General features: G+C 66.6%; 18 protein-coding genes. 7 read left to right on the top strand and 11 right to left on the bottom strand.

Annotated elements, in window-relative coordinates; all coding sequences use genetic code 11:
- The first annotated feature begins 111 nt into the window (after positions 1-111).
- The 4 genes from ACTJI2_RS00560 to aqpZ all read left to right on the top strand — a co-directional run bounded on the left by ACTJI2_RS00560 (position 112) and on the right by aqpZ (position 3,342).
- Positions 112-633, top strand: a complete 522-nt coding sequence (locus ACTJI2_RS00560; RefSeq protein ID WP_440840736.1) for a SixA phosphatase family protein — start codon at positions 112-114, stop codon at positions 631-633.
- 53 nt (positions 634-686) lie between these two features.
- Positions 687-1,385, top strand: a complete 699-nt coding sequence (gene nfi / locus ACTJI2_RS00555) for a deoxyribonuclease V (RefSeq protein ID WP_440840735.1) — start codon at positions 687-689, stop codon at positions 1,383-1,385.
- A 255-nt stretch (positions 1,386-1,640) separates the two neighbouring features.
- Positions 1,641-2,501 (top strand): pirin family protein, encoded by an 861-nt coding sequence (locus ACTJI2_RS00550; protein ID WP_440840734.1) that lies wholly within the window; start codon positions 1,641-1,643, stop codon positions 2,499-2,501.
- Between the two features lie 124 nt (positions 2,502-2,625).
- Positions 2,626-3,342: an aquaporin Z gene (gene aqpZ, locus ACTJI2_RS00545; protein ID WP_183637822.1), complete on the top strand. Its 717-nt coding sequence runs from the start codon at positions 2,626-2,628 to the stop codon at positions 3,340-3,342.
- A gap of 202 nt (positions 3,343-3,544) precedes the next feature.
- On the opposite strand, the gene ACTJI2_RS00540 is transcribed toward aqpZ, so the two are convergent.
- The 10 genes from ACTJI2_RS00540 to ACTJI2_RS00495 all read right to left on the bottom strand — a co-directional run bounded on the left by ACTJI2_RS00540 (position 3,545) and on the right by ACTJI2_RS00495 (position 15,932).
- Positions 3,545-4,405, bottom strand: coding sequence for a pirin family protein (locus ACTJI2_RS00540; protein WP_440840733.1), 861 nt, complete (start codon positions 4,403-4,405; stop codon positions 3,545-3,547).
- A 260-nt stretch (positions 4,406-4,665) separates the two neighbouring features.
- Entirely contained in the window at positions 4,666-6,027 is a 1,362-nt protein-coding gene (locus ACTJI2_RS00535) for an NAD-dependent succinate-semialdehyde dehydrogenase (RefSeq protein WP_440840732.1), read from the bottom strand.
- Positions 6,028-6,095: 68 nt separating this feature from the next.
- A complete protein-coding gene (locus ACTJI2_RS00530; RefSeq protein WP_183637831.1) occupies positions 6,096-6,938 on the bottom strand; it encodes an ABC transporter permease subunit in 843 nt (280 codons plus the stop codon).
- Positions 6,935-7,849: an ABC transporter permease subunit gene (locus tag ACTJI2_RS00525; RefSeq protein WP_183637834.1), complete on the bottom strand. Its 915-nt coding sequence runs from the start codon at positions 7,847-7,849 to the stop codon at positions 6,935-6,937. The genes ACTJI2_RS00530 and ACTJI2_RS00525 overlap by 4 nt, the downstream gene beginning before the upstream one ends.
- Positions 7,846-8,994: an ABC transporter ATP-binding protein gene (locus ACTJI2_RS00520; protein WP_183637837.1), complete on the bottom strand. Its 1,149-nt coding sequence runs from the start codon at positions 8,992-8,994 to the stop codon at positions 7,846-7,848. Before ACTJI2_RS00520 ends, ACTJI2_RS00525 begins: the two co-directional genes overlap by 4 nt.
- Positions 8,995-9,091: 97 nt before the next feature.
- A complete protein-coding gene (locus ACTJI2_RS00515; protein ID WP_192199431.1) occupies positions 9,092-10,228 on the bottom strand; it encodes a polyamine ABC transporter substrate-binding protein in 1,137 nt (378 codons plus the stop codon).
- A gap of 160 nt (positions 10,229-10,388) precedes the next feature.
- Positions 10,389-11,516: a polyamine ABC transporter substrate-binding protein gene (locus ACTJI2_RS00510; RefSeq protein ID WP_183637843.1), complete on the bottom strand. Its 1,128-nt coding sequence runs from the start codon at positions 11,514-11,516 to the stop codon at positions 10,389-10,391.
- Positions 11,517-11,607: 91 nt separating this feature from the next.
- Positions 11,608-12,972 carry an aspartate aminotransferase family protein gene (locus ACTJI2_RS00505; RefSeq protein ID WP_183637845.1) on the bottom strand — a complete coding sequence of 455 codons (1,365 nt, stop codon included), beginning with the start codon at positions 12,970-12,972 and terminating at the stop codon, positions 11,608-11,610.
- A 745-nt stretch (positions 12,973-13,717) separates the two neighbouring features.
- On the bottom strand, positions 13,718-15,109 hold the full coding sequence (locus ACTJI2_RS00500) for a glutamine synthetase family protein (RefSeq protein WP_192199428.1): 1,392 nt from the start codon (positions 15,107-15,109) through the stop codon (positions 13,718-13,720).
- Between the two features lie 43 nt (positions 15,110-15,152).
- Complete coding sequence (locus ACTJI2_RS00495; RefSeq protein WP_440840731.1) at positions 15,153-15,932, bottom strand: gamma-glutamyl-gamma-aminobutyrate hydrolase family protein; 780 nt, start codon at positions 15,930-15,932, stop codon at positions 15,153-15,155.
- A 209-nt stretch (positions 15,933-16,141) separates the two neighbouring features.
- Between ACTJI2_RS00495 and ACTJI2_RS00490 the strand changes: the two genes are divergently transcribed.
- From ACTJI2_RS00490 to ACTJI2_RS00480, 3 genes are all read left to right on the top strand, one after another.
- Positions 16,142-17,536, top strand: coding sequence for a glutamine synthetase family protein (locus ACTJI2_RS00490; protein ID WP_192199427.1), 1,395 nt, complete (start codon positions 16,142-16,144; stop codon positions 17,534-17,536).
- On the top strand, positions 17,533-18,822 hold the full coding sequence (locus tag ACTJI2_RS00485) for an NAD(P)/FAD-dependent oxidoreductase (RefSeq protein ID WP_440840730.1): 1,290 nt from the start codon (positions 17,533-17,535) through the stop codon (positions 18,820-18,822). Before ACTJI2_RS00490 ends, ACTJI2_RS00485 begins: the two co-directional genes overlap by 4 nt.
- Positions 18,823-18,920: 98 nt before the next feature.
- Positions 18,921-19,382 (top strand): bacteriohemerythrin, encoded by a 462-nt coding sequence (locus tag ACTJI2_RS00480; RefSeq protein ID WP_141456210.1) that lies wholly within the window; start codon positions 18,921-18,923, stop codon positions 19,380-19,382.
- 181 nt (positions 19,383-19,563) lie between these two features.
- Here the strand turns inward: ACTJI2_RS00480 and ACTJI2_RS00475 are convergent, their stop codons facing one another.
- On the bottom strand, positions 19,564-20,847 hold the full coding sequence (locus ACTJI2_RS00475) for an MFS transporter (RefSeq protein ID WP_440840729.1): 1,284 nt from the start codon (positions 20,845-20,847) through the stop codon (positions 19,564-19,566).
- Between the last annotated feature and the right edge of the window lie 241 nt (positions 20,848-21,088).

The following is a 21,088-nucleotide window of genomic DNA, read 5'->3' as shown; positions in this document are numbered from 1 at the left end:
GATGTGTTGGCGCCTCCCCGGCGGCCGGCCTCGCCGGTTCGCTGCCGCCAGCGCAGGACCGCCCGCCAGGACGCCTGCGATATGCTGCGCGCGTCTTCGCCGGAGTTCTCCATGACGATCCCGCTGAACCGCTTCCTGTGCCTTCTGCTCGCGGCGGCCGCGTTGGCCCTGTCCGGCTGCGCCAGCACGCCGTCTTCCGACGGCACCACCTTCGTGGTGGTCCGGCATGCCGAGAAGGCCACCGACGATCCGGAGGATCCGCAACTGTCGGAGATTGGCCTGCGCCGCGCGCAGCGGCTGGCCGAGGTCCTGGCCGACGCGCCCGTGGTCGCGATCTACGCGACCGAGTTCAAACGTACCCGCCAGACCGCCCAGCCCACCGCGGATCGCCGGCATATTCCCGTCAACGCCTACTTTTCGCGCGGACCCGCCGCCGAAAGCGCCGCTCGCTGGCGCCGCGATCACGATCACGGCACGGTGCTGATCGTTGGCCACAGCAATACCGTGCCGGATCTGGTGACCGCCCTCTCCGGCCAGCCGGCCGCGCCGATGCCGGACACCGAGTACGACCGCCTGACCCGCATCCACGTCGGCGCGGATGGCCGCGTGCGGGTCGAGATCGCGCGCTACTGACCGCGCGCGCCGTCTGCACGGAGCGCACGGACGGCATCGGTTACCCTGCATCGATGAACGACGCGACCAACGTGTTCGGCGCGTGGGACGGCAGCGCCCGCCACGCCCGCCTGCTGCAGAAGGATCTCGCCCGCCAGGTCCGCCTGCGCGACGACTTTGATCCACCGCGTCACCTGGCGGGTTTCGATGTCGGTTTCGAGGAAGGCGGCGCAACCACGCGGGCGGCGGTGGTGCTGCTGGACGCGCGCGATCTGCAACCGATCGAGACCCATGTCGCGCGCGTACCGACCTCGATGCCCTACGTGCCGGGCCTGCTCAGTTTCCGCGAACTGCCGGCGTTGGTCGCGGCGCTGGCGATGCTGCGGCAGGCTCCGGATCTGGTGATGATCGACGGCCAGGGCATCGCCCATCCGCGCAGGCTCGGCATCGCCGCGCATTTCGGCGTGGCGACCGGCCTGCCCAGCATCGGAGTGGCGAAGAAACCGCTGTGCGGCCGCTTCGATCCGCCCGGCGATCGCGGCGGCGACCACACCCCCCTGCTCGATGGCGGCGAACAGATCGGCTGGGCGCTGCGCAGCAAGCCGCGTTGCCTGCCGCTGATCGTCTCGCCCGGCCACCGCGTCTCGATGGCCGGTGCGCTCGACTGGACCCTGCACTGCCTGCGTGGCTACCGCCTGCCGGAACCCACGCGCCTGGCCGACCGGCTGGCGTCGCGGCGCGGCGACGTCCCGCTCGCCCCCGCCTCGCGATAGCCAGGGTGGTAGGAGCGGCCTCCGGCCGCGAGCTTTTCCGCTGAATTCGCGGGGGACACGTTCATGCCGTTCGTCCCCCTCTCATGGCGAACGAAGAGCTCGCGGCCGGAGGCCGCTCCTACCCCACCTGCCGGTCGGGGACGGCGATGGACGCGGGGCGATGCGCGCATCGCGGAAACAATCCGTTGCCGCCGCCGGCCCTGCGCGCGTCATGACGCTGTGCCATCCTGCGCGCAGCCACCCACGGAGGACGCCATGACCCTCATCATTCCCCCCCGCACCCACGATCTGGGCGGATTCCAGGTCCGTCGCGCGGTGCCCAGCCTGCAGGCGCGCAGCGTCGGCCCGTTCGTGTTCGTGGACCACATGGGTCCGGCGACCTTCGACGAGGGCCGCGGCGTGGACGTGCGCCCGCACCCGCACATCGGCCTGGCCACGGTGACCTTCCTGTGGAGCGGCGCGATCAATCACAAGGACACATTGGGTTCGGAGCAGGTCATCCTGCCCGGCGACGTCAACTGGATGACCGCCGGCCGCGGCATCGCCCATTCCGAGCGCACGCCTTCCGACGTGCGCGCGCATCCGCATCCGCTGCACGGCATGCAGACCTGGGTCGCGCTGCCGAAAGCCTACGAGGAGGTCGCGCCCGAATTCCACCACCACAAGGCCGACACCCTGCCGCAGCGACGCCATGACGGCACCTGGCTGCGGGTGATCGCCGGCCGCGCCTATGGCGAGGAATCGCCGGTGCGGGTGTTCGCCGACACCTTCAACGTGGCGCTGGATCTGGAGCCCGACGCCGAGCACACCATCGATGGCGGTCATGCCGAGCGTGCGCTGTACGTGCTGGAGGGCGACGCGCAGCTCGACGGCGCCGACATTCCCGACAAGCACCTGGTGGTGCTGGATCCTGGCACCCGGCCGGTGCTGCGCGCGAAGACACCGGTGAAGGCGCTGCTGCTTGGCGGCGAACCGCTCGACGCGCATCGGCACATCTGGTGGAACTTCGTCTCCAGTTCGAAGGAGCGGATCGAACAGGCCAAGGAGGATTGGCGCGAAGGAAAATTCGGCCAGGTGCCCGGCGAGACCGAGTTCATTCCCTTGCCCGATCATTAATCAAGAGTGATGGTTGTCACACTTTTTTGAGTCACCCAAGGCATACTGGTGCCGCACCCGCGCGATCCTCGTGCGCGTGCGGCCCGTCGGACGACGGTTCCATCCATTCCTTGGGGGATTACAGATGAGTCTTGGAAAGAAACTCGCGGCGGAGTTCCTGGGTACTTTCTGGCTGGTGCTGGGCGGTTGCGGAAGCGCCGTGCTGGCGGCCAAGTTCGGCGGTGACGCCAATCCACTCGGCATCGGATTCCTCGGCGTGGCGCTGGCCTTCGGCCTGACCGTGCTGACCGGCGCCTATGCGTTCGGCCACATCTCCGGCGGCCATTTCAATCCGGCGGTGAGTTTCGGCCTGTGGGCCGGTGGCCGCTTTTCGATCAAGGAGCTGGTGCCCTATATCGTGGCCCAGGTGCTGGGCGGCATCGCGGCCGGATTCATCCTGCTCCAGATCGCCGGCGGCGCCAGCGGGTTCGCGATTGATCCGAATGCAGCCGGCGCGTTCGCCAGCAACGGCTATGGCGCGATGTCGCCGGGCGGTTATTCGGTGGCGGCGGCGTTCCTGACCGAAGTGGTGCTGACCGCGTTCTTCCTGATCGTCATCATGGGTTCCACCCATGGCCGCGCCCCGGCGGGTTTCGCGCCGATCGCGATCGGCCTGGCCCTGACCCTGATCCACCTGATCAGCATTCCGGTCACCAACACCTCGGTGAATCCGGCCCGCTCCACCGGCGTGGCGCTGTTTGCCGGCCCGACCGCTATCAGCCAGTTGTGGCTGTTCTGGCTGGCGCCGATCCTCGGCGGCCTGCTCGGCGGCGTGATCTACAAGGCGATTGGCAAGGACTGATTTCGCCGTATCCGGCACGAAAAAAGCCGGGCATTGCCCGGCTTTTTTCTTGTCCCTTACCTGCCTCACCTGTAGGAGCGACGTCAGTCGCGACCGTATCCTTCTCGGTGTACGCAGATATTCAAGGACTCGCGACGCGCAATCCTCGCACGGTCGAGAAGACGGTCGCGACTGACGTCGCTCCTACAAGGGGGCAGGTTGATCAGAACCGTCCTTCCTGGAAGTCGACGAAGGCCTGCATGATTTCCTGCTTGCTGTTCATCACGAACGGGCCATGCCGCACCACCGGTTCGCGCAGCGGACGCCCGGCCACCAGGATGGCGCGGGCCGGCTGGTTGCCGGCGCGCAGGCTGAGTCCACTGCCACCGCCGAGCACGCCCATCTCATGGGTTTCCAGTGCGCGCGCATCCTCGCCCTCGCCCACCGTCAGCGCGCCCTCGAACGCATACACGAACGCGTTGTGGCCTTCGGGCAGTACGTAGTCCCACGCCTTGCCGGCGTCGAGCGCGATGTCGAGATAGACCGGATCGGTGGCCGGTTGCGAGATCGGACCTTCCACGTCGCCGACCCGGCCGGCGATCACCTTGATGCCCACGCCCGGTCCGGGCGAGGCGGTCGGGATGCGTTCTGGCGCGAATTCCTGGTACTTCGGCGCGGTCATCTTCTCGCGCGCCGGCAGGTTCACCCACAGTTGGAAACCGCGCATGCGCCCGGATTCCTGCTCCGGCATTTCCGAATGCACCAGGCCGCGACCGGCGGTCATCCACTGCACCGAGCCCGGCGTCAGCAGGCCCTCGTTGCCTTGGTTGTCGCGATGGCGCATGCGTCCGTCGAGCATGTAGGTGACGGTCTCGAAGCCGCGATGCGGATGTTCCGGGAAGCCGGCGAGGTAGTCCTCGGCGCGATCGGTGCCGAACTCGTCCAGCAGCAGGAACGGATCCAGATCCGGCAGGTCCGGGCCGCCGATGACGCGGGTCAGCTTGACGCCGGCGCCATCGGAGGTGGCGCGACCGCGCACCTTGCGCAGGACGCGGGCGGGATGGATATCGACGGGGGTGTTCATGGTGACCTCCTGGGCAATGCCGGAAAGATGGCAGCGCGGCACCGGTTTCGGAATGCCGGCACCCGTAACCATCTGTTCCAGCCATGGAGCCGGAGGTCTTCCGGAACCACCGGGACAGGAAAAACAACCCGCCAGGCAGGAGCGGCCTCCGGCCGCGAGCTTTTTCCCGCCACACCAGGCGAACGAACCGCGCGTGCGGATGTCGCGCCGAAAGATCGCGGCCGAAGGCCGCTCCTACCGTTCGCCGGGTGGTGTGGACGTCAGGCCACGTAGACGGACTTGATGTTCATGAACTCGTGGATGCCGTGCTCGGCCAGTTCACGCCCGAAGCCCGAACGCTTGGTGCCGCCGAACGGCAGGCGCACGTCGCTGCGCACGATCGCGTTGACGAAGGCCGCGCCGACCTGCAACTGGCGCGCCACCCGATCGCCGCGATCGGCATTGCCGGTCCAGACGCTGCCTCCCAGGCCGAACGTGGTGTCGTTGGCGACCCGTACCGCTTCGGCCTCGTCGCGCACCCGCAGGATGCTGGCGACCGGACCGAACAGTTCTTCCTCGTAGGCGGGCATGCCGGGCTTCACTCCATCCAGGATCGAAGCGGGGTAACCGGCGTGCGAGGCATCCGGCTCGCAACCCAGCAGGGCCTTCGCACCCCTGGCGATGCTCGCCTGCACCTGGCGATGCAGTTCGTCGCGCAGATCCTGGCGTGCCATCGGCGCCAGCGTGGTCGCGTCGTCCTGCGGGTCGCCCAGGCGCAGTTTCGCCGCCGCTTCGCTGAAGCGCTGCACGAAGCGATCGGCGATCGCCTCGACCACGATGAAGCGCTTGGCGGCGATGCAGGTCTGCCCCGCATTGCCGAAGCGGGACGCAATCGCGCCGGCCACGGTCTTGTCCAGGTCCGCGTCCTCCAGCACCACGAAAGCATCGCTGCCGCCCAGCTCCATCACGCACTTCTTGAGCTGCTGGCCGGCGTTTCCCGCCACCGAGCGGCCCGCGCGCTCGCTGCCGGTCAGGGTCACCGCGGCGACGCGCGGATCCCGGATGACCTCGGCGGCCTGGTCGTTGTCGATATGCAGCACGCCGAACACGCCAGCCGGAACGCCCGCGCCGTGCAGCGCGTCGGCGATGACGTCGGCGCAGCCCGGCACATTGCTGGCGTGCTTGAGCACGGCGACATTGCCCGCCATCAGCGCCGGCGCCAGGAACCGGAACACCTGCCAGATCGGGAAGTTCCACGGCATCACCGCGAACACGCAGCCAATCGGTTCGTAACGCACGTAACTGCGGCTGCCATCGGTGTTGATCGGCTCGTCCCTCAGGTAATCGGCCGCATGGTTGGCGTAGTAGTCGCAGGCGCCGGCGCACTTGTCGATTTCGGCCAGGGCCTCCTTGCGCAGCTTGCCCATTTCGGCGGTCATCACCCGCTGGATGTCGTCGCGACGGCGGCGCAGTTCCGAGCCGACCCGGCGCAGCAGTTCGCCACGCTCGGCCAGCGGACGCGCCGACCAGGCACGGAAGGCCGGCTGCGAGGCCGCCAGCACGGCCTCGACCGCGGCGGCGTCCATCAGCGGTTGGGAACGGTCGACCTTGCCGGTCGCGGGATTGACGATGTCTACCTTCATGACGATCTCTGGGTTCTCGGGCAGGTGCCCATTCTGGCGCCCGCCGCGTTAGCGCCGGGTGGGCCCGGTCAGCCGTTTTCCTGCAACGCCAGTTGCATGTCGCGCTGGCGGCGCTTCTCCTCGCGGTACATCAGCCACCAGCCGGCCAAGGCCGCGAGCGAGACGATCGCGATCATCAGCGTCGCCAGCGCGTTGATCTTGGGACTCAGGCCCAGGCGCACGGAGGAGAACACCTTCATCGGCAGGGTGGTCGAACTGGGGCCGGCGACGAAGCTGGCGATCACCACGTCGTCCAGCGACAGGGTGAATGCCAGCAACCAGCCCGACACCAGCGCCGGCGCGATGATCGGCAGGGTGATCAGGAAGAACACCTTGAGCCGGTTCGCGCCCAGGTCCATCGCCGCCTCCTCCAGCGACTTGTCCAGTTCGGACAGGCGCGAGGAGATCACCACGGTGACGAAGGAGACGGTCAGGGTGACGTGGGCGATCCAGATCGCGATGACGCCCTTGGACGGCAGGCCCAGCAGTTCGCCCATCGAGACCAGCATCAGCAGGATCGACAGGCCGATGATCACTTCCGGCATCACCAGCGGCGCGGTGATCAGCGCGCCGAACAGGGTCTTGCCGGGGAAGCGCCGCATCCGGGTCATCACCAGCGCCGCCAGCGTGCCCAGCACCATCGCCGCGGTCGCGGTCCAGAACGCGATCTTCAGGCTGATCCAGGCCGCCTGCAGCATCTGTTGATCGCGGAACAGCTCGCCGTACCACTTCACCGAAAATCCCGACCAGACCGTGGCCAGGCGCGACTCGTTGAACGAGTACACCATCAGGATCAGGATCGGCAGGTACAGGAAGGCGAAACCGAAACCCAGCACCAGCCAGGTCAGGCTGCGTTGGCGCAGGCGGCTCATGTCAGCCTCCCTTCCAGCTCGCGCTGCTGCACCCGGTTGAAGATCAGGATCGGGATCATCAGCAGGATCAGCATGACGATCGCCACCGCCGAGGCCGCCGGCCAGTCACGGTTGTTGAAGAACTCGTTCCACAGCACCCGGCCGATCATCAGCGTGTCCGGACCGCCCAGCAGTTCGGGGATGACGAATTCGCCCACCGCCGGAATCATCACCAGCATGCAGCCGGCGATGATGCCGGCGCGCGACAGCGGCAGGGTGATGGTGAAGAACGCCTTCCACGGCTTGGCGCCCAGATCGTAGGCCGCTTCCAGCAGGCGCTGGTCGTGCTTGACCAGGTTGGTGTAAAGCGGCAGCACCATGAACGGCAGGTAGGCGTAGACGATGCCGATGTAGGCGGCCATCGGCGTGTACAGGATCTGCAAGGGCTCGCTGATGATGCCCAGCTTCATCAGCAGGTTGTTGAGCAGGCCGTTGTTCTTGAGGATGCCGATCCAGGCGTAGATGCGGATCAGGAACGAGGTCCAGGACGGCAGCACCACCAGCATCATCGCGATGTTGCGGCTGGAGGGTGGCAGGCGCGCGATCACGTAGGCGATGGGATAGCCGATCAGCAGCGCGAAGAAGGTCGAGATGGCCGCGATCTGGATCGAGCTCAGGTAGGCCTGGATGTACTGGGAATCAGTGAACAGCGCCGCGTAGTTGCCCAGGTTGAGCTTGAGCGAGAGCGCCTCGTCCACGTATTCCAGGATCGGCGTGTACGGCGGCATGGCGATGGCCAGCCGCGAGAACGAGATCTTCAGGACGATCAGGAAGGGAATGGCGAAGAACAGCAACAGCCACAGGTAAGGGACCGAGATCACCGCCCAGCGCGGGCCCGGCGTGGCTTTCTTGATCAGGTCGCGGAGTTTCATGAGGTCAGCACCACCCCGTCGTTGTCGCCCCACCACACCCAGACCTCGTCGTTCCAGGTCAGGCCTTCGCTGGCCCAGCGCTGCACGTTGGCGAAGTTGGCCATGAACTTGTAGCCGCCCGGCAGGCGCACGTGATAGACCGAATGGCTGCCGAAGTAGGCGATGTCCTCGATCACGCCCTTGGCCTTGTTGTACTCCTGCGCCGGTTCCGCCTTGCCGATGCCCAGCTTCTCCGGGCGAACGGCGAACGAGACTTCCTGGCCCTCGAAGCCGGAGATGCCATGGCCCACGTAGACCGGCACCGGCAGTTGCGGGCTGCGGATGGTGACGTAGTCGGACTCGTCCTCCTCCACCACGCCATCGATCAGGTTGACCGAGCCGATGAACTCGGCGGCGAAGCGGCTGGTCGGTTGTTCGTAGATTTCGTCCGGCGTGCCGACCTGGCGGATCCAGCCCTGATCCATCAGGGCGATGCGGGTGGCCATGGTCATGGCCTCTTCCTGGTCGTGGGTGACCATCACGCAGGTCACCCCGGATTTCTCGATGATGTTGACCAGTTCCAGTTGCATCTGCGAGCGCAGCTTCTTGTCCAGCGCGCCCATCGGCTCATCCAGCAGTAGCAGCTTCGGCCCCTTGGCCAGCGAACGCGCCAACGCCACGCGCTGTTGCTGGCCGCCGGAGAGCTGGTGCGGTTTGCGTCTGGCCAGCTTGCCCAGCTGCACCAGCGCCAGCATTTCCTCGACCCGCTTCTTGATGGCCTCCCTGGACAGGCCGTCCTGCTTCAGGCCGAAGGCGATGTTCTGCTCCACGGTCATGTGCGGGAACAGCGCGTAGGACTGGAACATCATGTTGAGCGGCCGCTCGTAGGGCGGCAGGTCGTTGAGCAGTTGCCCGTCCAGGTAGATCTTGCCGGCCGTGGGCTTCTCGAACCCGGCCAGGCAGCGCAGCAAGGTGGACTTGCCGCTGCCGGAACCGCCCAGCAGGGCGAAGATTTCGCCCTTGCGGATGGTCAGGTTGGTATCGTCCACGGCGACGAAGCCGTCGAATTCCTTGCGCACGTCGACGATGCGCAGGTAGGCATCGACACCGGCCTTGGCGGTCGCGGTGTCCTTGCCGTTGCCGGGAGGTGGGTTGTCAGCCGCCATCGGGTTCCCCTGTACCGCGCCGTGCATGCGGCGCCGGTATTTTCTTGGAAATGGAAACGCTCCGGGGCGGGCGTCGTCGCCCGCCCCTTCGCATGGGTTACTTGCCGGTCTTCAGTTCCGTCCAGATCCGGGTGTACTGGCGATCCACTTCCGGCGGGAGCACCGCGAAGGTGAACAGCTTGGCTTCCACTTCCGGTGGCGGATACACGGTCGGATCCTCGACGATCGCCTTGTCCATCAGCGCCTTGGCCTTGGGAATGGCGTTGGGGTAATGGATGAAGTTGGAATTGTTGGCCATCACCTGCGGATCCAGCAGGTAGTTGATGAAGGCGTAGGCGTTGTCCACGTGCTTGGCGTCCTTGGGGATGGCCAGCATGTCGAACCACTGCGGCGCGCCTTCCTTCGGGATGGCATAGGCGATCTTGATGCCGTTGCCGGCTTCCTCGGCGCGATCGCGCGCCTGAATGATGTCGCCGGACCAGCCCACCACCAGGCAGGTGTCGCCGTTGGCCATCGCGTCGATGTACTGCGAGGAGTGGAAGTTGGTGATGTAGGGGCGTACCGACTTCAGCAGCGCGGCGGCCTTGTCGATGACCTTGGGATCGAAGCTGTTGGGATCCTCGCCCAGGTAGTTCAGCGCCATCGGGATGATTTCCGACGGGGTGTCCAGCAGGGTCACGCCGCAGTCCTTGAGCTTGGACACGTTCTCCGGCTTGAACACGATATCCAGGCTGTTGGCGATGTCGGTGTTGCCGAACGCCGCCTTGACCTTGTCGATGTTGTAGCCGATGCCGGTGGTGCCCCACATGTACGGAATGGCGTACTGGTTGCCGGGATCCTGCCGCTCGATGCGCTTCATCAGCTCCGGGTCGAGGTTGGCGTAGTTGGGAATCCTGCTCTTGTCCAGCGGCATGAACACGCCCGCCTGGATCTGCCGGCCGAGGAAATTCAGGGTCGGCACCACGATGTCGTAGCCGCTGGAGCCGGCCAGCAGCTTGGTCTCGACCACCTCGTTGCTGTCGAACACGTCGTAGGTGACCTTGATCCCGCTCTGTTTCTCGAAATTCGGGATGGTGTCCTCGGCGATGTAGTCCGACCAGTTGTAGACGTTCACTTCCTTGGCCCCTTCGGCCTTGGCGGTGCCGGCCGCCCCCTTGTCGGCATCGGGCTTGCCGCCGCAGGCGGCCAGGGTGGTACAGAGGAGGACAGCGGTGGCCAGGATTCGCAGTTTCATCAAGCTCTCTCCAGAGTTGCGCCAGGCATGGCAGTGATGAGTGGTGCGTTCTTGCGGTTTGACTGCGGGCATTCCGGGGAATGCCCTGTTCGTGCCCGGGACCGAGGCCCCGGCAATCCCCCCCAAAGACCAGGGCCGCGCGAGGCGGCCCTGCTCCGGTTTACTTGCCCGTCTTCAGTTCCGTCCAGATCCGGGTGTACTGGCGGTCCACTTCCGGCGGCAGCACCGCGAAGGTGAACAGCTTGGCGTCGACCTCCGCCGGCGGATAGATGGTCGGATCGTTGGCGATCGACGGCTCGATCATCGGCTTGGACGCCGGCACCGCGTTCGGATAGGTCACGAAATTGGTGTTGGCCGCCGCCACCTTCGGGTCCAGCATGTTGTTGATGAAGGCATAGGCGTTGTCCACGTGCTTGGCATCCTTGGGAATGGCCATCATGTCGAACCACTGCGGCGCGCCTTCCTTCGGAATCGAGTAGCCGATGTGCACGCCGTTCTCCGCCTCGTCGGCGCGATCGCGTGCCTGGATGACGTCGCCCGACCAGCCCACCACCAGGCACACGTCGCCGTTGGCCAGGTCGTTGATGTAGGACGAGGAATGGAAGTTGCGGATGTAGGGACGGATGCCCTTCAGCAGCGCCGCGGCCTTGTCGATGACCTTGGGATCGAAGCTGTGCGGATCCTCGCCCAGGTAGTTCAGTGCGATCGGGATGAGCTCGGACGGGGTATCCAGCACGGTCACGCCGCAGTCCTTGAGCTTGGACAGGTTCTCCGGCTTGAACACCAGGTCCCAGCTGCCGGTGACGTCGGTGTTGCCGAACGCGGCCTTGACCTTGTCCTCGTTGTAGCCGATGCCGCTGGTGCCCCACAGGTACGGCACCGCGTACTGGTTGCCCGGATCCTGCAGGGCGATGCGCTCCAGCAACTTGGGATCGACGTTCTTCAGGTTCGGGATCTTCGACTTGTCCAGCGGCAGGAACACGCCGGCCTGGATCTGCCGGCCGAGGAAGCTCAGCGAGGGCACCACCACGTCGTAGCCGCTGGAACCGGCCAGCAGCTTGGTCTCGACCATCTCGTCGCTGTCGAACACGTCATAGGTGACCTTGATCCCGGTCTGCTTCTCGAAGTTCGGGATGGTGTCCTCGGCGATGTAGTCCGACCAGTTGTAGACGTTGACGACCTTCTCGTCGGCCGCCTTGGCCGCCTTCTTTTCCCCGTCCCCGCCGCCACCACAGGCCGCCAGGGCACTGGCCGCGGCCAGCGCAATCGTCAATGCTCGGAACTTCATGGGGCTTCTCCTGGAAGCAGAAAGGTGATGGCGGACATGATACGCCCCGCCACCCGCCTGGGAACCCGTTGACGGGCCGGCGTTCCCACCGTCAGCGGCCCAGCGCCTGGGCGGTGTCGTCCAACGCCTTCCAGGCCTTGTCGAACAGTTCGTCGACCTGATCGCGGGTGATCACCAGCGGCGGCGACAGCAACATCGCATCCCAGGTGGCGCGCAGGATCAGGCCGCGCTTGAGGGCGAAGTCGCGGCACATCACCCCGACCGAACCGCGATCCGGGAAGAACCCGCGCCCGCCCTTGTCCGGCACCAGTTCCAGCGCCCCGACCAGGCCGGCGATGCGCGCCTGCCCGACCAGCCGGTGTTCGCCCAGCTCGGCCCAGCGCTGCGCCAGGTAAGGCGCGATCTCGCTCTTGGCCCGTTCGACGATCTTTTCTTCCTGCAGGATGCGGATGTTCTCCAGCGCCACCGCCGCGCACACCGGATGGCCGGAATAGGTGGCGCCATGCGCCAGCTCGCCGCCCTGCGCCTTGAGCACGTTCGCCACGCGGTCGTTGAACATCGCCGCGCCCAGCGGGATGTAGCCGGAGGTGATGCCCTTGGCCACCGGCATGATGTCCGGCTGGAAGCCGAAGTATTGCGAGCCGAACCATTCGCCCGTGCGGCCGAAGCCGCAGATGACCTCGTCGGCGATCAGCAGCACGTCGTACTTGCGGCAGATGCGTTCGATTTCCGGCCAGTAGGTGCGCGGCGGGATGTACACGCCGATGGCGCCCATGATCGGTTCGCCGATGAAGGCGGCGACCCGTTCCGGCCCCAGCTCCAGGATCTTGTCTTCCAGCCGGCGCGCCGCGACCCGACCGTACTCGTCCTCGGACAGCTCGCCGCCGTCGGCGAACCAGAACGGCGGATCGATGTGGTGGATGTCCGGAATCGGCAGCCCGCCCTGCTTGTGCATGCCCTTCATGCCGCCCAGGCTGGCACCGGCCATGGTGGTGCCGTGGTAGCCGTCGTGGCGACCGATGAAGATGTTCTTGCGCGGCTGGTCCTGCACCGCCCAGAAGTGCCGCACCAGCCGCAGAATGGTGTCGTTGGCCTCGGAACCGGAATTGACGAAGAAGGAATGGTTGATGTCGCCCGGCGCCAGTTCGGCCAGCTTGGCCGCCAGTTCGATGGTCGGCTCGGTGGTGCACTGGAAGAAGCTGTTGTAGTACGCCAGTTGCGTCATCTGTTTCGACGCGACCTCGCCCAGTTCCTTGCGCCCGTAGCCGATGTTGACGCACCACAGGCCGGCGAAGGCATCGAGCAGTTGGTTGCCTTCGGCGTCCCATACATAACAGCCCTCGCCGCGGGTAAGGATGCGGGTGCCTTTCTTGGCCAGGGCGGCGTTGTCGTTGAAGGGATGCAGGTGGTGTTCGGCGTCGAGTTTCTGGAGGGTGCGGATGTCGAGGTGTTCCATGGGGACTCCGGGATGACGTTCTTTATGGCTTGTTGTCTACGCTGGACTCGAACTGAAGCGCTCAGGGCGCTTGCGCGTGATGGTGTCGTCGGTGCTCACCGATGGCGCGCTCGCCGCGAGGCCCTACTTTCTTTGCTTGTGCAAAGAAAGTAGGCAAAGAAACACACCCCTGGCGGCGTGCCCTGCGCTTCGCTCCGGGTCCGCAATCGGTCCGGGAATTTTCGGAAGGGGCATCCTGCCCCTGCCGAAAACGGCGCACGTCCTGTGCGCCGCCCTGCGGGTTTACCCGGCCCGCTTGCCACGCCTTAAAGGGGGCCCGAAAGGCAAAAACATGAGCAATGGCAACAACAGAGTCGCTATGAGCTCGCGGCCGGAGGCCGCTCCTACCCAGGGTGGCCACAGGATGTGCCGTGGCTGTGGCTCTTGCCCTTGCTCCCGGGGCCCCATCCGCAGCGGTGGCGCCGGTGGGCAAACCCGAAGGGCGCCGCGCACGACGCGCGGCGTTTTGGGTAGGCACAGGGATGTGCCTTCCCAAAATTCCCATCGGGGACACGGACCCCGGCCGCGTAGCGGCTGGGGCGCGAGGGCCGGGGAGTGCTTTCTTTTGGTTACTTTTCTTTGCACAAGCAAAGAAAAGTGACGCCCTGCGGCAAGCGCGCCATGGCCGGCGGCCGACACCACCCACGCGCGCCAGCGCCCGACACCCCATCCCACGATGGCCCAAAAGATCTCGCACCATGAACACTCAGACGTTCAACAACAGGAATTCCCGCTCCCACGAACTGATCACGCGGAAGAAGGTCTCGTACTCCTTGCGCTTCACCGACACGTACGCCCGCACGAACCGTGGCCCCAGCATCTCCTGCAGCGGCTTGCACGCTTCCAACCCGTCCAACGCCTCGCCCAGCGAACGCGGCAGGTCGTAGCCGATTTCCTTGGCGCTGCCGGCGGTCGGCGCGGTCGGCTTGAGCTTCTCGCGGATGCCCAGCAGGCCGCAGGCCAGGGTCGCGGCCATCGCCAGGTAGGGATTGGCGTCGGAACCGGCGAAGCGGCTTTCGACCCGCATGTTCTCCGGAGTGTCCATCGGCACGCGCAGGCCGCAGGTACGGTTGTCGTAGCCCCACTGCACGTTGCTGGGCGAGACTTCGCCGAACATCAGCCGGCGGTAGGAATTGACGTTGGGCGCGAAGAACGCCATCGCCATCGGCACGTACTTCTGCAGGCCGGCTAGGTAGTGCCCGAACACCGGACTGAACTTGCCCGGATCCTTGCCGGTGAACACGTTGTGGCCCTTCTTCGCGTCCACCACGCTCTGGTGGATGTGCATCGCGCTGCCGGGCTCGTTCTCCATCGGCTTGGCCAGGAAGGTGGCGTAGACGCCGTGCCGCATCGCCGCCTCGCGCATGGTGCGCTTGAACAGGAACACCTGGTCGGCCAGCGCCATCGCCCCGGCGTGGGTGAAATTGACTTCCAGCTGGGCCGCGCCGGATTCGTGGATCAGCGTGTCCACGTCCAGTTCCATCGCCTCGCAATAGTCGTACATCAGGTCGAGGATCGGATCGAACTCGTTGACCGCATCGATCGAGTACGACTGGCGCGCGGTCTCCGGGCGCCCGGAGCGGCCGGCCGGCGGCAGCAGCGGGAAATCCGGGTCGGTGTTCTTCTGCACCAGGAAGAATTCAAGCTCCGGCGCAACCACCGGTCGCAGGCCGGCCTTTTCGTACTCGGCCAGCACCCGCCGCAGCACGTTGCGCGGCGCCAGTTCGTGCGGCTGTCCGGCCTTGGTGTAGCAGTCGTGGATGATCTGCGCGGTGGGATCGGCCGCCCACGGCACCATCCGCACCGTGTCCGGATCCGGGCGCAGCATCATGTCCGAGTCCGACGGCGAGGTCAGTTCGTAATAGTCGTCCGGATAATCACCGGTGACAGTGGTGGCGAAGATGCCTTCCGGCAGGCGGGTGCCGTAGTCGTGCGAGAACTTGTCGGCGGGAATGATCTTGCCGCGCGCGTTGCCGGTGATGTCCGGCACCAGGCATTCGACCTCGGTGATGCGGCGTTCCTTCAGCCAGCGCCGCAGCGCGCTCTCTTCGGCCTGCTGCGGCGTGGTCTGTTTTCGGGAGTTCTTTTTCTGGCTCATGGGAATACGGTTCGGAGAGGGGAACGGGAAGGACGCAATCGCTTCACGCCGCGCGGGGCGGCGGGCGTTCCCGCGCGCGTCGTTCGGCGCGCTCCCGGCAGGCGGCTCCGAACGCCTGGAAGATCGACAGGTAGAACGGGTTTTCGGCGACCCGCCATTCCGGATGCCACTGCACGCCGAGCAGGAAACCCGGGCCGGCGTGTCGGAAAGCTTCGATCAGCCCGTCCGGCGCGGTGGCTTCCACGATCAGATCACGGCCGAGCCGGCGCACGCCCTGTCCATGCAGCGAATTGACCTTCACCCGTTCCACACCGGCCCAGTGCGCCAGCAGGCCGTCCGGCGCCAGCGCGACGTCGTGCGCGGGGCCGTACTGGACGTCGAGCGGATCGTCCGGGCGTTCGCGGTGATCCATGAAGCCCGGTTGCTCGTGCACTTTCTGGTACAGGGTGCCGCCCAGGGCGACGTTGACTTCCTGGAAGCCGCGGCAGATCGCCAGCAGCGGCACGCCCATGTCCATCGCCAGCGGAATCAACGCCAGGTTGGTGGCGTCGCGGCGCGGATCCAGCAGGTTGCCTTCGTAGCTGGATTCGTCGCTGTAGTGATGCGGTTCGATGTTGCTGACCGAGCCCGTCAGCAGGATGCCGTCGACGCCGCGCAGGAACTCGCGCAGCGGCAACGCCGGGGCCAGGGTGGGCAGCAGCACCGGCATCGCGCCGGCGCCGTCGACCACCGCGCGGATGTACTTCTCCCCGACCGCGAGGAAGGGATGCGCGCCGATTTGTTTGTGATCGGTCGGCAGGCCGACCAGCGGCTGGCTGGTCATGCAGGGGGCTCGGGATGGCTTGGAGCCACCTTAGCCCGGCCGTTTTATTTTTACAACACAGGGGGCGAATCAGCGCCCGTGCGCCCCGTAATGGTGCGCAGCAGCACCGGTTTCGGGCGTTTTCGGGGGACGACGCCGCGAGTGTCGTTGAGTATTCTTGACAACGCATCTCCTCTGCTAAGCTGCCTCCGGCCTTCCGGAGCGCCTGCATGAACCTCCCTTCCCACCCCGAATCGACTACCGTCCCGGGCCTTCCCGAAGACGACGCCGCCACCCTGCGCGGCATCGACGGCTGCGAACTGATCGACCTCATCCTTCCCGACATGAACGGCCTGCTGCGCGGCAAGCGCATCACCCGCGACGCGCTGGACAAGGTCTACGCCGACGGGGTGTGCCTGCCGATGTCGCTGATCGCCACCGACATCACCGGCAACACGGTGGAGGAGACCGGACTGGGCTACGACATCGGCGACGAGGATCGCATCTGCCGGCCGGTGCCGGGTTCGCTGCGATCCGTGCCATGGGCACCGCGGCCGATGGCGCAGCTGCTGCTGGCGATGGAGGACGCGGCCGGCGGCCTGTTCGAGGCCAATCCGCGCGAGGTGCTGCGGCGCGTGCTGGCGCGCTACGCCGCGCGCGGGCTCACGCCGGTGGTGGCGGTGGAACTGGAGTTCTACCTGTTCGAACAGCGCCCGGACGCCGACGGCCGTCCGGTGGCGTCGCGCAATCCGGCCACCGGCGCGCCCAACCGCAGCACGCAGGTCTACTACATGGAAGACCTCAACGATTACCGCGGCTTCACCGACGCGGTCGCCGCCGCCTGCCGCGCCCAGCGCATTCCCGCCGACACCGCCGTCGCCGAATACGCACCGGGCCAGTTCGAGATCAACCTCAAGCACCGCGACGACGCGTTGCTGGCCTGCGACGACGCCATCTACCTGAAGCGCGCGATCAAGGCGATCGCCCAGCAGCAGGGCGCGCTAGCCAGCTTCATGGCCAAGCCACTGGTCGATCAGGCCGGCAGCGGCATGCACATCCACGTCAGCGTGCTGGATGGCGAGGGCCGCAACGTGTTCGCCTCGCCGGTCGGACAGCCGGCCGACGCACTGCGGCATGCCATCGGCGGCCTGCAGCGCAGCGCCGCCGACTGCCTGCTGCTGTTCGCCCCCAACGCCAACAGCTACCGGCGCTTCGTGCTCAACGCATTCGTGCCGCTCAATACCTGCTGGGGCTACAACAACCGCACCGTCGCCATGCGCATCCCGCACGGCGGCGAGGCCAACACACGGGTCGAACATCGCATCGCCGGCGCCGACGCCAACGTCTACCTGGTCACCGCCGCGGTGCTGGCGGGGATGCTGCACGGCATCGAGAACGGCTTCGACCCCGGCCCGCCGATCATCGGCAACGCCTACGAGCAGACCGAGAACCTGACCCCGTTCTGGCGCGACACCATCGACGATTTCCTCGCCAGCGGGTTCGTCGCCGAATGGTTCGGTACGTCGTTCCGGCACATCTACGGCCAGCAGAAGCTCAAGGAGATGCGCAGCTTCAATACCCAGGTCACCGACCTGGAGTACGACTGGTACCTGCGGTCGGTATGAGCCGGCGCGACACCGCCGCCTATCCGCCGTCCTGGTACGCGGCCAGCGCCGCGCCGCTGCCGCCGCAGCCGCGGCTGGAGGGCGAACTGCAGGCCGACGTGTGCATCCTCGGCGCGGGCTATACCGGCCTGTCGGCGGCGCTGGAGCTGGCCGAGGCCGGTTATCGCGTGATCGTGCTGGAAGCCGAGCGGATCGGCTGGGGCGCCAGTGGCCGCAACGGCGGCCAGGCGATCGTCGGCTATGGTTGCGAGCAGGACACCCTGGAACGACTGGTCGGGCGCGCCGACGCGCGCCGCCTGTTCGATTTCTCGCGCGAGGGCATGGCGCTGATGCGGGATCGCATCCATCGCCACGCCATCGCCTGCGACTGGCGCGACGGGCACGCCAGCGTGCCCATCAAACCGCGCCAGGAACAGGCGCTGAAGCGCTGGCAGGCGCACATGGCCGAGCACTATGACTACCCGATGGAATGGTGGGACCGCGAACAACTGCGCGCGCAACTGGCCAGCGATCGCTATCTCGGCGCCATCTACGATCCGCTCAGCGGCCATCTGCATCCGCTCGAATACGCCTTCGGGCTGGCCCGCGCGGCGCTGGCGGCGGGCGTGCGCATCTTCGAGCATTCGCGGGTCGTCCGGCTGGAACGTGGCGCCGCGCCGGTCCTGCATACCGACGCCGGGCGGGTCCGCTGCGAGTTCGCCGTGCTGGCCGGCAATGCCTGGCTGCGCGGCGTCGCGCCGGAACTGGAATCGCGGATCATGCCGGTCGGCACCTACATCGGCGCCACCGCGCCGCTGGGCGAGGCACGCGCCCGCGCCCTGATCCGCAATGACATGGCGGTGGCGGACGTGAACTGGGCGCTGGACTATTTCCGCCTGAGCCGCGATCACCGCCTGCTGTTCGGCGGCCGCGCCAGCTATTCCACCCTGCCCCCGCCCAACCTGCGCGGGACCATGGCGCGACGGATGCGGCGGGTCTTCCCGCAATTGGCCGATGTCGACATCGAGTACGTCTGGGGCGGCTACGTCGACATCTCGCTCAACCGCGCCCCGCACTGGGGCCGGCTGGCACCCAATGTCTATTTCGCCCAGGGATTCAGTGGCCACGGGGTGGCGTCCACCGGCCTGGCGGGCAAGGTCATCGCCGACGCCATCCGTGGCCAGGCCGAACGCCTGGACGCCTTCGCCCGTATCCCGCACCGCCCGTTCCCCGGCGGCCGCCTGCTGCGCACGCCGATGCTGGTGGCGGCGATGGCCTGGTACAAGCTGCGCGATGCGCTCTGGTAGGGATTTCCCGCCGGTTTGATCGGAATCAATGCCCGGTGGACGGGTCCTTCCTAGAGTATTTCCAGGCACGCACACCCCGGCGTGCGGGAAGTACCGACATGGCCCTACTCGTCTGGCAGGACGACCTCAACACCGGCGTGGACGTGATCGACGCCCAGCACCGCCGCATCGTCGAGATGATCAACCGCCTGCACATCGCCAACCGTTCGATGGAACGGATCGCGGTGGCCGAGGTGATCGAGGAACTGGTCGACTACACCCTCTCCCACTTCGCCTTCGAGGAAGAGCTGATGGAAGAGGCCGGCTATCCGTTCTCGGCCGCGCACAAGCGCGTGCACCAATTGTTCGCCAAACGCGTGGGCGAATACCGGATGCGCTTCGAGGCCGGCGACGACATCGGCGACGAGCTGCGTTCCATGCTCGCCCGCTGGCTGTACAACCACATCCGCAGCGACGACAAGGACTATGCCGACGCGGTGAAACACCACCTCAACCTGTTCGCCCGCGAGCACCAGGAAGGCGGCTGGCTGGGCCGTACCCTCAAGCGACTGTTCCGGTGAGGCGGCGTTTGCTCCGCTGACCGGCCAGCGGCTTCGGACGCAGCCCGCCGAGCAAGCTCGGCGCTACAAGCCCGCCTTGCTCCGCTGCGCCACCAACACGTTCGGACGCATTCCGCCGAGCAAGCTCGGCGTTACACGCCGGCCTCGCTCCGCTGCGCCATGCCCGGCCAAGCCACGCCCCTCAACGAGAACGCGGCATCAGCCAAAGCGCCAGCAAGGTGAGCACCGCGGCACCACACAGGTAATACCCCACGTAGGCCAGGCCGAACTGTTCGGCCAGCTTGGTCGCCACGTAGGGCGCCAGCGACGCGCCGAAGATACCGGCCAGGTTGAAGGCCAGCGACGCGCCGGTATAGCGCACCTCGGTGGGAAACATCTCCGCCAGGATGGTGCCGCACGGGCCGTAGGTCAGGCCCATGATGCCCAGGCCCAGGGCCAGGAACAGCAGTACGCCGCCGGCACTGCCGGAGGAGAACAGCGGCGCGAACGCCAGCCCGAACGCGAAGATCGCGACGCTGGCGAGCATCATCGCCCGCCGCCGTCCGCTTCGGTCCGCATACAGTGCGGCCACCGGAATGCCGATGGCGAAGAACAGCACGCCGACCATCTGCAGCAACAGGAACTGCTCGCGCGAGTAGCCCAACCGCGAGGTGCCCCAGCTCAGCGCGAACACGGTCATCAGGTAGAACAGCACGAAGGTCGCCATCGCCGCGAAGGTACCGGCCAACAGCGCGCGTGGATGCTGCTTCAACACGGTGATCATCGGCAGGCGCACGCGCTCGTCGCGGTCCAGGGTCTTCTGGAAATCCGGTGTCTCGGTGATGCGCAGGCGTACCCACAGGCCGACGATCACCAACGCCGCGCTGGCCAGGAACGGGATGCGCCAGCCCCAGGCGAGGAACTGCGCGTCGGTCATCAATTCGGTCAGCAGCAGGAAGATGCCGGTCGAGCACAGGAAGCCAATCGGCGCGCCCAGTTGCGGGAACATGCCGTACCAGGCGCGCTTGCCCGGCGGCGCGTTCTCGGTGGCCAGCAGCACCGCGCCGCCCCATTCGCCGCCCAGCCCCAGGCCCTGGCCGAACCGGCACAGCGCCAATAGCAGCGGCGCGAAGATGCCGATGCTGGCGTAGGTCGGCAGCAGTCCGATGGCGACGGTGGACAGGCCCATCGTCAGCAGCGCGGCCACCAGCGTCGCCTTGCGGCCGATCCGGTCTCCGTAGTGGCCGAATATCGCCGAACCGACCGGTCGGGCGAAGAACGCCAGTGCGAAGGTCGCCAGCGATTGCAGCGTCGCCGCTCCGGCGTCGCCCTCGGGGAAGAACAGTTTCGGGAACACCAGCACCGCGGCGGTGGCGTAGATGTAGAAATCGAAAAACTCGATGGTGGTGCCGATGAGGCTGGCAAACAGGACGCGGCGGGGCGAGTTGCCCGGCAAGGCGGGATCGGCAACGGCGGTGGCGGTCATGGAGGCGTGAAAGGGGGTGACGGCCCGATTCTGGCAGATCCGGGTGGGGAGCAAAGGCGAATCCCCCTCAATCCCCCTTTTACAAAGGGGGAGGATCTGCGGTTCGATTGGCTTGCCTCTGGCGCAAAAGGCGAATCCTCCCCGGTCCCCTTTGCCGCTTTTGCCCCCTTTGAAAAAGGGGGCGGGCGCCTGCGAAGCAGGCGACGGGGGAATCGCTCTTGGCGCCATCCCACCGGGCCAG

The organism is Pseudoxanthomonas sp. 22568 (assembly GCF_052044485.1).
In the GTDB taxonomy this organism is placed as follows: domain Bacteria; phylum Pseudomonadota; class Gammaproteobacteria; order Xanthomonadales; family Xanthomonadaceae; genus Pseudoxanthomonas_A; species Pseudoxanthomonas_A beigongshangi.
This window is presented reverse-complemented; position numbering and strand designations above follow the sequence as displayed.

Bases quoted from the DNA above. Each gene is read 5' to 3' on its own strand.
- ACTJI2_RS00560 (WP_440840736.1), top strand. From the start codon at position 112: ATGACGATCCCGCTGAACCGCTTCCTGTGCCTTCTGCTCGCGGCGGCC.
- nfi (WP_440840735.1), top strand. From the start codon at position 687: ATGAACGACGCGACCAACGTGTTCGGCGCGTGGGACGGCAGCGCCCGC.
- ACTJI2_RS00550 (WP_440840734.1), top strand. From the start codon at position 1,641: ATGACCCTCATCATTCCCCCCCGCACCCACGATCTGGGCGGATTCCAG.
- aqpZ (WP_183637822.1), top strand. From the start codon at position 2,626: ATGAGTCTTGGAAAGAAACTCGCGGCGGAGTTCCTGGGTACTTTCTGG.
- ACTJI2_RS00540 (WP_440840733.1), bottom strand. From the start codon at position 4,405: ATGAACACCCCCGTCGATATCCATCCCGCCCGCGTCCTGCGCAAGGTG.
- ACTJI2_RS00535 (WP_440840732.1), bottom strand. From the start codon at position 6,027: ATGAAGGTAGACATCGTCAATCCCGCGACCGGCAAGGTCGACCGTTCC.
- ACTJI2_RS00530 (WP_183637831.1), bottom strand. From the start codon at position 6,938: ATGAGCCGCCTGCGCCAACGCAGCCTGACCTGGCTGGTGCTGGGTTTC.
- ACTJI2_RS00525 (WP_183637834.1), bottom strand. From the start codon at position 7,849: ATGAAACTCCGCGACCTGATCAAGAAAGCCACGCCGGGCCCGCGCTGG.
- ACTJI2_RS00520 (WP_183637837.1), bottom strand. From the start codon at position 8,994: ATGGCGGCTGACAACCCACCTCCCGGCAACGGCAAGGACACCGCGACC.
- ACTJI2_RS00515 (WP_192199431.1), bottom strand. From the start codon at position 10,228: ATGAAACTGCGAATCCTGGCCACCGCTGTCCTCCTCTGTACCACCCTG.
- ACTJI2_RS00510 (WP_183637843.1), bottom strand. From the start codon at position 11,516: ATGAAGTTCCGAGCATTGACGATTGCGCTGGCCGCGGCCAGTGCCCTG.
- ACTJI2_RS00505 (WP_183637845.1), bottom strand. From the start codon at position 12,972: ATGGAACACCTCGACATCCGCACCCTCCAGAAACTCGACGCCGAACAC.
- ACTJI2_RS00500 (WP_192199428.1), bottom strand. From the start codon at position 15,109: ATGAGCCAGAAAAAGAACTCCCGAAAACAGACCACGCCGCAGCAGGCC.
- ACTJI2_RS00495 (WP_440840731.1), bottom strand. From the start codon at position 15,932: ATGACCAGCCAGCCGCTGGTCGGCCTGCCGACCGATCACAAACAAATC.
- ACTJI2_RS00490 (WP_192199427.1), top strand. From the start codon at position 16,142: ATGAACCTCCCTTCCCACCCCGAATCGACTACCGTCCCGGGCCTTCCC.
- ACTJI2_RS00485 (WP_440840730.1), top strand. From the start codon at position 17,533: ATGAGCCGGCGCGACACCGCCGCCTATCCGCCGTCCTGGTACGCGGCC.
- ACTJI2_RS00480 (WP_141456210.1), top strand. From the start codon at position 18,921: ATGGCCCTACTCGTCTGGCAGGACGACCTCAACACCGGCGTGGACGTG.
- ACTJI2_RS00475 (WP_440840729.1), bottom strand. From the start codon at position 20,847: ATGACCGCCACCGCCGTTGCCGATCCCGCCTTGCCGGGCAACTCGCCC.